8 protein-coding genes and 2 tRNA genes are annotated in these 11,973 nt (G+C 61.0%); 2 read left to right on the top strand and 8 right to left on the bottom strand.

Annotated features, from left to right (window positions below; genetic code table 11):
• Window positions 1–224 precede the first annotated feature (224 nt).
• Both NRS07_RS09310 and NRS07_RS09305 read left to right on the top strand, forming a co-directional pair.
• A complete protein-coding gene (locus NRS07_RS09310; RefSeq protein WP_259212853.1) occupies window positions 225–1,496 on the top strand; it encodes a DUF1565 domain-containing protein in 1,272 nt (423 codons plus the stop codon).
• Between the two features lie 253 nt (window positions 1,497–1,749).
• A complete protein-coding gene (locus NRS07_RS09305; RefSeq protein WP_259212852.1) occupies window positions 1,750–3,021 on the top strand; it encodes a choice-of-anchor Q domain-containing protein in 1,272 nt (423 codons plus the stop codon).
• A 169-nt stretch (window positions 3,022–3,190) separates the two neighbouring features.
• Here NRS07_RS09305 and NRS07_RS09300 read toward each other — a convergent pair whose 3' ends face one another.
• The 8 genes from NRS07_RS09300 to ftsH all read right to left on the bottom strand — a co-directional run bounded on the left by NRS07_RS09300 (window position 3,191) and on the right by ftsH (window position 11,827).
• Window positions 3,191–5,485, bottom strand: a complete 2,295-nt coding sequence (locus NRS07_RS09300; protein ID WP_259212847.1) for a polysaccharide biosynthesis tyrosine autokinase — start codon at window positions 5,483–5,485, stop codon at window positions 3,191–3,193.
• 16 nt (window positions 5,486–5,501) lie between these two features.
• On the bottom strand, window positions 5,502–6,626 hold the full coding sequence (locus NRS07_RS09295) for a polysaccharide biosynthesis/export family protein (protein ID WP_259212841.1): 1,125 nt from the start codon (window positions 6,624–6,626) through the stop codon (window positions 5,502–5,504).
• Window positions 6,627–6,836: 210 nt separating this feature from the next.
• Window positions 6,837–7,169 carry a DUF5710 domain-containing protein gene (locus NRS07_RS09290; RefSeq protein ID WP_259212833.1) on the bottom strand — a complete coding sequence of 111 codons (333 nt, stop codon included), beginning with the start codon at window positions 7,167–7,169 and terminating at the stop codon, window positions 6,837–6,839.
• 124 nt (window positions 7,170–7,293) lie between these two features.
• Window positions 7,294–7,370 (bottom strand) — tRNA-Arg (locus NRS07_RS09285).
• Between the two features lie 69 nt (window positions 7,371–7,439).
• A tRNA-Pro gene (locus tag NRS07_RS09280) sits at window positions 7,440–7,516 on the bottom strand.
• A gap of 89 nt (window positions 7,517–7,605) precedes the next feature.
• Window positions 7,606–8,946 (bottom strand): phosphoglucosamine mutase, encoded by a 1,341-nt coding sequence (glmM, locus tag NRS07_RS09275; protein ID WP_259212831.1) that lies wholly within the window; start codon window positions 8,944–8,946, stop codon window positions 7,606–7,608.
• 73 nt (window positions 8,947–9,019) lie between these two features.
• A complete protein-coding gene (gene folP, locus NRS07_RS09270) occupies window positions 9,020–9,868 on the bottom strand; it encodes a dihydropteroate synthase (protein ID WP_259212829.1) in 849 nt (282 codons plus the stop codon).
• A 72-nt stretch (window positions 9,869–9,940) separates the two neighbouring features.
• The gene (gene ftsH / locus NRS07_RS09265) at window positions 9,941–11,827 is read right to left on the bottom strand and encodes an ATP-dependent zinc metalloprotease FtsH (protein WP_307729945.1); all 1,887 of its coding nucleotides are present in this window, start codon (window positions 11,825–11,827) and stop codon (window positions 9,941–9,943) included.
• Window positions 11,828–11,973: the final 146 nt, after the last annotated feature.

The raw sequence follows: 11,973 nt of genomic DNA, 5'->3' as shown, positions 1-11,973 counted from the left end.
GGTCTCGCTGGCTGTCTCTGCCTTCCTGGTTATCACGACATCCCCCGCATTTCCAAGATGGCAAATGGAAATGCGGGGGGCCGCATCGTGACTTGGCGTATCGAAAGAAACATTCCTTAACGCATTGATAAACCTGAGAAATTTTCCTCCAAAAACATTGAACTTAGGAAGTTTCCTACCCTCAAAGCTTACTCATTCACGTTGTAAAGGTAGGGTAAGTTCAGATGAAAAAATTCGTTTCCGTAGTCTCGAATGTTCGCACCAACCAACTGCTGTGCCTCGCGGCATTGCTCGCCGCAGGCGGCAACGTCGTCGCCGGCACCACCGTCGAGCCAGCTTACGATTCCCCGGCCCAGATCACCAAGTCGAGCGCGCAGGCTGCCGCCGACATGGCAGAAGCTGCGTCCGCCACCGCGACTGCGGCCGCAGCGGCCGTGCGCCCTGCAGCCGTCAGCACCGGCCGCCACCTGTACGTCGCTACCACCGGTTCGGATTCGAACCCTGGCACCCAGGCCCGTCCGCTCAAGACCATTGCCCGCGCCGATGCACTGGCCCGCGCCGGCTATACCATCCACGTCGCGCCAGGCATCTACAGGGTTGCTGCGCCGTCGACCGGCAGCGTCGGCATCCGCACCGTCAAGAGCGGCACCGCCAGCGCCCGCATCAAGTTCGTCTCGGACGTGAAATGGGGCGCCAAGATCGTCTTCTCGGGCAAGGGCATGGCCTGGAACTCGAAAGGTGCCTACGTCGACATCGACGGTTTCGATATTTCCGGCACCGGCCGTATCGGCATCCTGGCCGAAGGCGGCAAGGAAAACATCACCCGCAACTTCATCCACGACCTGACCGTCACCGGCGGCTGCAATGGCGGCGGCGGCGCGGCGATTGATGCCTGGGGTCCGGGCGGCGGCGCGGTCATCGATTCGAACGTAGTGCGCAATATCGGCCTGCAATGGGTCGCCGGCCGCACCTGCAACACCGTGCAGGGCATCTATGTCACCAACCAGAACAACCGGATCTCGAACAACATAATTTCGGGCGTGGCGGCAGTGGGCATCAACAGCTGGCATGGTGCGACGGCTTCCACGATCGTCAACAATACGGTCTTCAATTCGAAGATGGGCATCGTGATCGGCCATGGCGACAGCGGTGCGACCTCTGCCGGCACCAGCAACAACTTCGTGGCCAACAACCTGGTCTACCGTAACGCCTACGGCATTACCGAGATGGGCAAGGTCGGCACCAATAACCGTTATCCGAACAACCTGGTGTTCAATACCGGCCGCAGCTGGCTCGTCAAGGGTACCGTCACCGGCACCGTGGCTGCCGAGCCGCAGTTCGTTAATTACCAGGCCAGCGGTACCGGCAACTACCGACTCAAGAGCAACTCGCCTGCAATCAACAAGGGCACTGCGACCCGCGCACCGGCCACTGACATCGCTGGCGTGGCGCGTCCTCGCGGCGGTGCCATCGACATCGGCGCCTACGAGTTCTAAGACTTACCCGATCCCCGGCAGAGCCGGGAGACTGCCCCGAACAGGCGGAGCTTGCTCCGACTGTTCGGGGCTTTTTCATGCCTTATAGAACGACAAAACAGACGAATAACGATAATAGCAATCTAAATTCCTAGAAGAAAGATTCCTTAGTGCATTGATAAAGCAAAGAAATTCTTTCTCAAAAACATTGAACTTAGGAAGTTTCCTACCCTCAAAGCTTACTCATTCACGTTGTTAAGGTAGGGTAATTCAGATGAAAAAAATCGCTTCCGTAGTCTCGAATGTTCGCACCAACCAACTGCTGTGCATTGCGGCATTGCTCGCCGCAGGCGGCAACGTCGCCGCCGGCACCACCGTCGAGCCAGCCTATGATTCCCCGGCCCAGATTACCAAGTCGAGCGCAATGGCTGCCGCTGACATGGCTGAAGCCGCCGCTGCCGCCGCTACCACGGCCGCAGCGGCCGTGCGCCCTGCAGCCGTCAGCACCGGCCGCCACCTGTACGTCGCCACCACTGGTTCGGATTCGAATCCTGGCACCCAGGCCCGTCCGCTCAAGACCATTGCCCGCGCCGATGCACTGGCCAGTGCCGGCTATACCATCCACGTCGCGCCCGGCATTTACAGGGTTGCTGCGCCGTCGACCGGCAGCGTCGGTATCCGCACCGTCAAGAGCGGCACCGCCAGCGCCCGCATCAAATTCGTCTCGGACGTGAAATGGGGCGCCAAGATCGTCTTCTCGGGCAAGGGCATGGCCTGGAATTCGAAAGGTGCCTACGTCGACATCGACGGTTTCGATATTTCCGGTACCGGCCGTATCGGCATCCTGGCCGAGGGCGGCAAGGAAAACATCACCCGCAACTTCATCCACGACCTGACCGTCACCGGCGGCTGCAATGGCGGCGGCGGCGCGGCGATTGATGCCTGGGGTCCGGGCGGCGGCGCGGTCATCGATTCGAACGTAGTGCGCAATATCGGCCTGCAATGGGTCGCCGGCCGCACCTGCAACACCGTGCAGGGCATCTATGTCACCAACCAGAACAACCGGATCTCGAACAACATAATTTCGGGCGTGGCGGCAGTGGGCATCAACAGCTGGCATGGTGCGACGGCTTCCACGATCGTCAACAATACGATCTTCAATTCGAAGATGGGCATCGTGATCGGCCATGGTGACAGCGGAGCGACCTCTGCCGGCACCAGCAACAACTACGTGGCCAACAACCTGGTCTACCGTAACGCCTACGGCATTACCGAGATGGGCAAGGTCGGCACCAATAACCGTTATCCGAACAACCTGGTGTTCAATACCGGCCGCAGCTGGCTCGTCAAGGGCACCGTCACCGGCACCGTGGCTGCCGAGCCGCAGTTCGTCGACTACCAGGCCAGCGGTACCGGCAACTACCGCCTCAAGAGGACCTCGCCTGCCATCAACAAGGGCACTGCGACCCGCGCACCGGCCACTGACATCGCTGGCGTGGCGCGTCCTCGCGGCGGTGCCATCGACATCGGCGCCTACGAGTTCTAAGACTTACCCGATCCCCGGCCGAGCCGGGAGACTGCCCCGAACAGGCGGAGCTTGCTCCGGCTGTTCGGGGCTTTTTCGTGCAAATTACCGTGCGGTGGTATTGCCGCGAATGATCGTCGCCACAGCGGCTGGCACGAGAACCAACTCGGCAGCATGTCTGCCCGTTCGCTTACTCTGAATATTTCAGCTGTCCAATTGGGCCAGTCTGGAATGGCGCGTGGGATCGACCGAGTCGATAACTCGAATTATTAAACAATACGCCCTGTGGAGACAGGCCCGCATGGTTCAGTCGTTTGACCGACTCGGTGATCTCGCCGTCAGTGGTTACATGCGCGCGTGCAACCAGGAAAACCGCACCGGCCCGTGCACCGATCACCAGCGCGTCGGCGGCGAGCAAGAGGGGCGGTGTGTCGATCAGCACCAGGTCGTACTTGGGGCTGAGCGTATCGAGCAAGGTGCTGAAATTCAGATGCAACAGGAAGTCGGACCGGTTTGCCGGAAGCGAGCCGGTGGCGATAAAGTCCAGGTTCTCGATCACGTCGCGGTGAATCACGTCCTCCATCGGTTCGGATCCAGTGATGGCATCGGACAGGCCATGATCGCGGCTAAGGCCAAAATACCTGTGCAGGCGCCCGGTGCGCATGTCTGCATCGATTAGCAGCACCCTCCTGCCGCTGGCTGCCATTACTGCGGCAAAATTAATGGTGACAAAGGATTTTCCCACCCCATGGGTAGGACCCGCGAACATCACGACATTGTTCCTGAAATGGGGCATCGAGAATTGCAGTGCTGCGCGAAAACTGCGCAGGCTTTCCACGGCAGGATCTTCCGGCAATATCTGCGCAAGAAGTGGCAATATGCCTTCGCCCTCTCCTTTCACCTTGCGCATGAGCTTGTCTTCGTTCACGCTGTGCGGAATGGACGCGTAGACCACCTTGGCACGCAGCAGGCGCTCGATCTTGGCAGGATCGTCGATACCGCCGCGCATGGCCTTGCGCGTGAAGGCGATGAGCGTGCCGAGGAATAATCCGGTGAGCACGGCCAGCGACACGATCAGCGGACGGTTGGGCTTGATGGGCCGTTCGGGGGCAATTGGCGCGTCCACCAGCCGCACGTTGCTGACCCGACCGACCGAGATCAGGCGCAATTGCTGTGCAGTGTTCGACAGCGCGGTGTACAGGTCGGTCTTGACCTTGATGTCACGTGTCAGGCGTGCTTCATCCTGCTCCATGACGGGCAGCGTACGGATACGCGTATTGATAGCCTCGATCTCGGTGTCGACTTCCTTGCGCTGACGATTGATCGCTGCCATGACAGGATGGTCGTCAGTGAAGCGTGCCAGCAGCTCCGTCCGTTTCTGGACCAGCTCCATGCGCCGCGCGCGCGCGGAAGCCACCTGGGTCAGACTCATGCGGGCTTCCTCGCGCAAGTCGACCGTGCCATGGGCATTGCGGAACTGGTTGTAGCGGTCTTCGGACTGCTCGAGCTGGCGCTTCAGGATAGGCAATTGCTGGTTGAGGAAGGCCAGCGATTTTTCCGCTTCTTCGGTCTTGCGCGCAAGGTTCTGGCGCATGTATTCGCGCCCGATTTCGCTGAGCAGGCCGTGGATGGCTTCCGCATTCTCACCCTGCAGCTTGACTTCGATGACACCCGATTGCTTGCCCTTCTCCATGATCACCATGGCGTTTTGAATCGACTGAATCGTGCCCAGGCGCGAGTTGCGCTTGAGCCGGAAGCGCGCGCCAGGATTCGCATAGAGGCGATCAACCTTGATTTCGACCAGGCCGCTGGGCGTCGGCACCCGGTAGCGCTGCCCGACCGTGGCATCGAAGGCGATCGGCTGCCCACCGCCGGAAAAGCGGTAGCGATTGCCCTCGCGCGCGGTGATGGTGAATTCGCGTTTCAACCAACTTTCAGGCACTTCGAACACAGATACCTCGGCCTTTTCTCCGCCCCAGACAAATCCGCCCTGGCCAAACAGGCCAGGCACCGATAGCGTATTGCCATTCTGGTTGGCGAACCAGGAGCCCAGGGCCGGGAAGTATACGGGCCGCACCTGGACATACAGCTGCAGGTTGTCGACCGCACGCGATACCACCATGCGCGAGCGTAGTAGTTCCATTTCAGCAATCGCCGCCTTCTTGGTCTCGAACAGGGACGAGGCTTCGCTCAGGATATTCTTCGATGCAGTTGGGCTCTCTTCCTCGACGTGGATCATGAGGTTGGCTTCGAACACGGGCTTGGCCAGCAGCGCGTACAGCACGGCGACCACCGTGATGATCCCGGTCACGGTACCGATCAGCCAGCGGCTGTCGTACAGGGTGTTGAGGCAGCTCTTGAAATCGACGGCGGGTTCTTCCGAGTGCGGCTCGGACGGGCGTGGATCGAACGGTACCGACAGCACCGGCGGGCTGTGGTACACGGGGCTGAGCGGGTGCGGATGCTGGTCGTGCGGGGTCGTCATGGCGGGAGCTCTCCGGTCAAGGCCTGGTGGTGACGCCGACGGCCGAGGTCAGCGCACCCGGGAACAGCAGGCTCAGGTGTCGGTTCCAGTTCGCCAGCGGCGACGCAGCGACGTAGACCACGTCTTTCGGCCGCAACTCGAACGCTTCGGCCATGCCGAGCGCTCCACTGCCGCGGGCATCCAGGCGGAACACGCGTGTACGCTCCGGCGTCTTGCGCACGACATAGACCTGGCGGGCGTCGCCGCTCAGGGGACTGATGCCGCCGGTCTCGCCCAGTGCCTCGCTGAGCGTCAGGCGACCGTTGTGCATGGTGAGCGCCTTCGGCGTGATGACTTCGCCCGACACGAATACCTTGCTCTCGTCACGAGAATGCACCCGCACGACGTCGCCGTGCGCAAGCAGAATGCTGCCGGGATTGACACCCTTCATGACCAGCTCGCGCAAGTTGACGATGTAGCGCCGCTCGCCGCGCTCGAGAACGATCCGGCTCTGGTCGGCACCCGGCCCCATGCCGCCGGCACGGTTGAGTGCTTCGACCAGCGTCATGGGAATGTCGTCGATCGCCTGCAGGCCCGGCGTACGCACTTCGCCGTCGACATAGACGCGCCTGCTGCGGTAGGACTGCACGCGCAGCGTAATATTGGGTTGGGCGATGTAGCGTGCCAGCTTCTTGGCTAGCAACGCGCGCGCCTGTTCTTCGGTGAGCCCATCCACCGTCAGCAGCCCGATCAGCGGAAACTGAATGCGTCCGAGATGGTCGACGGCGAAACCGGGCGAGACAACGTTGGGCGGCACCGTACCGCTCGGGTTCATGACCGTGGCGGCATTCATGCCCCCTGCGGCCAGCTCGGGGTGGTCCCAAACCACGATCGACAGGATGTCGCCGCGGCCTATCGTATAAGGGGGTGGCTTCGCCACGAACAGCGGCGTAAGGTCCTGGCGTGCATTTCTGGCGGACGCTTCGCGCTCGGTCGCGATCAGCGTGTCAGTTATAAGCTCGGTAGGCGGCGCAGCGCTGCCGTTTTCCGTTTCCGCCCGCAAGGGCGACTCGAAACCGAGCCCCGTCGCACAACCGGCAAGGGCCAGCGCCAGCGCAGCCGAGCAGCATGCGCGTATTCCACTCGAATAAAACAAAGCCATGATTGTTGCCTATCAAAAATGGACCATCACTTGAGCCGTTCAGCTCAGCGTACGGGGTCCATCGGGCATGGCCTTGCAACGCATCAAAAGTCAGGCCTTGGCAGCCCGGCTTGATACTGGTAGCAGGATCGACATGGCTCATCCATAAAGAAAGTGATCACAGCAGGTCATAACGCAGCTGCCGCATTCCTGCCTGCCGATCAGTGCAATTTAGAGCCTGGCAACGACTTGCACGAGATGCTGGCGCGCTGTTTCCCACGGAGTAAGCAGAAGCGCAGCACCGCACTGGGCGCAAGGCTCGAACGGATTGCAGTCATGGCCCAGCGCGACATAGTTCGCGCCGACCACGGTCTTTCCTTGGTAGCTGTCGACCCGCCCGCTGCTTGTGGGCGAGGCGCTGGCGCCTGCATCCGCGACCCATTTTTCGAAACCAGCAGTGGCGACGCCGTCTGGAACGTACCAGCGGCGCTTGGCAGGATTCCAGCGGGCACCGAGTGCCTTGGCTTGGTCCTTTTCGGCGTAGGGAACTGTCAGGAGGAGCATGAGATCGTTAACTGTTGGGATGAGCGAGGGCAGCAGTACCGGGTGCAGGAACCTGATCTTACTGCATAGGGGATCAATCGCGAAGCCGCAAGCGGTTGCCATTGCCAAAACGGCTAGACGTCAATGGCCTGCCCAGCAGGAATCGAACCTGCGACCCTCAGCTTAGAAGGCTGATGCTCTATCCAACTGAGCTATGGGCAGTAATTGGTGCACCGAAAGGCGCGCCGAAAATAAAACGGGCTGTCAAAAGACAGCCCGCAGGGAAAACTGTGGTCGGAGTACAAGGATTCGAACCTTGGACCCCCTGGTCCCAAACCAGGTGCGCTACCGGGCTGCGCTACACTCCGAATAAGACGCATGATACTCGCCCGGCCGGGCTACGTCAAATCGGTGTGTTGCGCCGCGTGCCCGTGCGGGCAGCGCCCTCAGCCGCAGCCTAGGCAGCCAGCTTGTCCGCGATACGGCGTGCCATGCTGTCGGCCAAAGCGGCTTCCTTGGCCTCGACCATGACGCGGATCAAGGGTTCGGTACCAGAAGCGCGGATCAGTACGCGGCCGGAATCGCCAAGCTCGCGCTCCACGGCTTCTTTCTCGGCGACAACGGCACTGTTGCTGGTCCAGTCGAATCCTGGTGTTACCTTCTTGTTGATCAGCGTTTGCGGATAGAGCGTAAGTTCGCTGCAGCATTCGGCCAGCGACCGGTTGCTGCGCTTGAGCGCCGAAAGCACTTGCAGCGCTGACACAATTCCGTCGCCGGTCGAATGCTTGTCGAGGGCCAGCAAGTGCCCCGAGCTTTCGCCACCGAACAGCCAGCCACGCTCTTGCATCACTTCCAGCACGTAGCGGTCGCCCACTTTGGCGCGCGCGAAGCCGATGCCGAGTTCTCTGAAAGCCACTTCCAGCGCCATATTGGTCATCAAGGTGCCAACCGCGCCGGCCACCGGGCCGGTCGCCATGCGATCGCGTACCATCAGGTACAGCAATTCGTCGCCGTTATAGACGCGACCGGTGGCGTCGACCATGATCAGGCGGTCGGCATCACCATCGAGCGCGATACCGAGGTCGGCCTTGTTGGCCACCACGGCCTCGGACAATGCCTTGGGCGCGGTGGCGCCAAAGCCGGCGTTGATGTTGAATCCGTCCGGCTGGGCGCCAATCGAAATGACTTCAGCGCCGAGTTCGTGGAACACGTGCGAGGCGATGTTGTAGGCCGCGCCATGGGCGCTGTCGACCACGATCTTCAGTCCACGCAAGTCCAGTTCGTTCGGGAAGGTACTCTTGCAGAACTCAATGTAGCGTCCCTGTGCGTCGCGCAGGCGGCTGGCCCGACCGAGCTTGTCGGACGCTACGCAGCCCATTGGCTGGTCAATCGCCTCCTCGATCTCGAGTTCGACCGCATCCGGCAACTTGGTACCATGTCCCGAGAAAAATTTGATGCCGTTGTCCTGGAACGGATTATGCGAGGCCGAGATCACGACGCCAGCCTGCAGGCGCAAGGCGCGGGTCAGGTAGGCAATGGCCGGAGTCGGCATCGGGCCGGCCAGCATGACGTCCACGCCGGCCGCCGAAAAGCCGGCTTCCAGCGCGGCTTCCAGCATATAGCCCGAGATTCGGGTGTCCTTGCCGATCAGTACAACCGGACGGCCGCTGGTCGATTTTCCACCCTTTGCCAGCACCGTGCCGGCGGCGTAGCCGAGGCGCATGACGAAGTCTGGAGTAATTGGCGCAGTGCCGACCAAACCGCGAATGCCATCCGTACCAAAATATTTACGTGCCATGCTTGTTCTCTTCTTTCTTCCGTGATTATTCGCTTGATTGCTCTTGATTACTTCGCTGTCGACAATTGCCGAGTCATTCGTAGTTGCCCGCGTGCCATACCTTGAGCGCATCGACAGTATCCGCAACATCATGCACACGCACAATTTTAGCGCCATGCGCTACCGCAGCCAATGCCCCGCCCACGCTGCCCGCGGCGCGCTGCTCGACCGGACGTCCGGTGACGGCGCCGATCATCGACTTGCGCGACAGGCCAGCCAGCAGGGGCAGGCCCAGTTCGTCACCGATGCGCTTCAGTCCGCGCAGCAATGCAAAATTATGTTCGACGGTCTTGCCAAAACCAAAGCCCGGATCGACGCAGATCCGCTCGCGTGCGATGCCTTCGCGCACCATGGCGTCGACCCGTCCAGCCAGGAAGCCGATCACCTCCCCCACCACATCGACGTAGCCCGGCGCCTGCTGCATCGTCTGCGGCGTAGCATGCATATGCATCACGCATAGCCCGCAATCGCTGTCCTGTACCGCTGCGAGCGCTCCAGGGGCGCGAAAGCCGTTGATATCGTTGATCATGTCGGCGCCGGCAATGAGCGCCTCTTTCATGACTTGGGGCTTGGATGTATCGACCGACAGCGCAACGTCGAGCGTCCGCAAGGCGTACAAAGCCGGCATCACCCGCTGCAGTTCCTCGGCCAGCGGCACGCTGACCGAGCCGGGCCGGGTTGATTCGCCGCCGATATCGATCATGGTAGCGCCTTCGAGCATCATGGTCTCGGCATGCGTAAGCGCGAACTCCAGGCCCTGGTAACGGCCACCATCCGAAAACGAGTCGGGAGTCAGGTTAAGGATTCCCATCACGACCGGGTGGGTAGAGGCAGGGCCGTCCAGCGCGAAGCTGAACTGACCACATTGCAAGTTCTTGGGCATGGGGCGATACGGGAAGCGTTAACGAACAAAAGGCATCCGCAGGGATGCCTTTTGCAAAGGTGACTCAGGTGATCAAGCCGGAGCGGTGGCGTTTGGCGCCACGCCACCCGAACCGCCATCGCCCGGAGGGGTACGCTTGGTCAGGATGCTGGTCGGCGACTGGCGCGGCTCGCGGCCTGCCATGATGTCATTGATTTGCTCAGCATCGATGGTTTCCCATTCGAGCAGCGCTTTGGTCATGGCCTCGACCTTGTCGCGGTTTTCTTCGAGCAGGCGGCGTGACAGCGCATACTGGGTGTCCAGGATGGCGCGGATTTCCGCATCGACCTTCTGCTGCGTGGCTTCCGAAATGGTCTTGGTGGCGCCACCGAAGAAGCCTTCGTTCTCGCTGTCTTCGTACACCATCACGCCCATGCTCTCGGACATGCCGAAGCGCGTCACCATCGAACGGGCCAGTTTGGTGGCGCGGGCGAAGTCGTTCGAGGCGCCGGTCGACATCTGGCCAACAAAGATCTCTTCGGCGATACGGCCACCGAACAGAATCGAGATTTCCTCAAGCATTTTGTCTTTGTAACCAGACAACGCATCATGTTCGGGCAGCTGCCAGGTCAGGCCGAGTGCATAACCGCGCGGCATGATCGTGACCTTGTGCACCGGGTCGGCCTTCGGCAAGAGCTTGGCAATGACCGCGTGGCCCGACTCGTGGTAGGCGGTGTTGCGGCGCTCTTCTTCACGGATGATCATCGACTTGCGCTCCGGACCCATGTAGATCTTGTCCTTGGCATCTTCGAAGTCGATCATCTCGACCAAACGCTTGCTGCGGCGCGCAGCAAACAACGCGGCCTCGTTGACCAGGTTGGCCAGGTCGGCGCCCGAGAAGCCCGGGGTGCCGCGCGCCAGGATGTCGGCCTTGACGTCGGTACCGATCGGCACTTTACGCATGTGCACATTCAGGATCTGCTCGCGGCCACGGATGTCCGGCAGGCCCACCGTCACCTGGCGGTCGAAACGACCAGGGCGCAGCAAGGCTTTGTCGAGCACGTCGGCGCGGTTGGTAGCGGCGATGACGATCACGCCGGACGAGGCTTCAAAGCCGTCCATCTCGACCAGCAGCTGGTTCAGGGTCTGTTCACGTTCGTCGTTGCCACCGCCCATGCCGGCGCCACGATGGCGGCCGACAGCGTCGATCTCGTCGATGAAGATGATGCATGGCGAATGCTTCTTGGCGTTCTCGAACATGTCGCGCACGCGGGACGCACCCACGCCGACGAACATCTCGACGAAATCGGAACCCGAGATCGAGAAGAACGGCACCTTGGCTTCGCCAGCGATGGCGCGGGCCAGCAGGGTCTTGCCGGTGCCCGGAGGGCCGACCATCAGCACGCCGCGTGGAATACGGCCGCCCAGCTTCTGGAACTTGGTGGGATCTTTGAGGAAGTCGACGATCTCGCCGACTTCTTCTTTCGCCTCGTCGCAACCGGCGACGTCGGCGAAGGTGACCGTGTTGTTGGTTTCATCGAGCATGCGCGCCTTCGATTTGCCGAAGGAGAAAGCGCCGCCCTTGCCGCCACCTTGCATCTGGCGCATGAAGAACACCCACACACCAATGAGCAGCAACATCGGGAACCACGAGATGAAGACCTGCTGCAGGAACGATGGTTCTTCTGGCGGCTTGACATCGAAGCGCACGCCATTCTCGCGCAGGTCGCCAATCAGGCCCCGGTCGAGGATGGTGGCCGTGGCGCGCACCTTGGTGTCGTCCTGGCGGGTTGCGGTGATGTTCGAGCCTTCGATCACGACGTCCTTGATGCGGCGCGCCTTCACATCGTCGAGCAGCTCGGAATAAGCAATGGTCTTGCTGCCGCCTGCGACGGTGTGGTTGTCGAACTGCTTGAACAGCATGAACAACAGCAGTGCAACGACCACCCAGATGGCGGATTTGGAAAACATATTATTCACGAAAACTCCTCCGATGCGCTTGCATCTCTACCGATATCAGTATCGCGATTTTACCCGCAATAAGCCGACGCTGCCACGCAACGTCCGCATTCATGCCAAAACAACCAATTTCCCTGCTCGACAGGCTGCGCAAGCGTTTGCACAAC

Source organism: Massilia sp. H6 (genome assembly GCF_024802625.1).
GTDB lineage: Bacteria > Pseudomonadota > Gammaproteobacteria > Burkholderiales > Burkholderiaceae_D > Telluria.
This window is presented reverse-complemented; position numbering and strand designations above follow the sequence as displayed.

Coding starts and splice junctions, on each gene's coding strand:
- NRS07_RS09290 (WP_259212833.1), bottom strand. CDS start 7,169: ATGCTCCTCCTGACAGTTCCCTACGCCGAAAAGGACCAAGCCAAGGCA.
- NRS07_RS09305 (WP_259212852.1), top strand. CDS start 1,750: ATGAAAAAAATCGCTTCCGTAGTCTCGAATGTTCGCACCAACCAACTG.
- NRS07_RS09300 (WP_259212847.1), bottom strand. CDS start 5,485: ATGACGACCCCGCACGACCAGCATCCGCACCCGCTCAGCCCCGTGTAC.
- folP (WP_259212829.1), bottom strand. CDS start 9,868: ATGCCCAAGAACTTGCAATGTGGTCAGTTCAGCTTCGCGCTGGACGGC.
- NRS07_RS09295 (WP_259212841.1), bottom strand. CDS start 6,626: ATGGCTTTGTTTTATTCGAGTGGAATACGCGCATGCTGCTCGGCTGCG.
- glmM (WP_259212831.1), bottom strand. CDS start 8,946: ATGGCACGTAAATATTTTGGTACGGATGGCATTCGCGGTTTGGTCGGC.
- NRS07_RS09310 (WP_259212853.1), top strand. CDS start 225: ATGAAAAAATTCGTTTCCGTAGTCTCGAATGTTCGCACCAACCAACTG.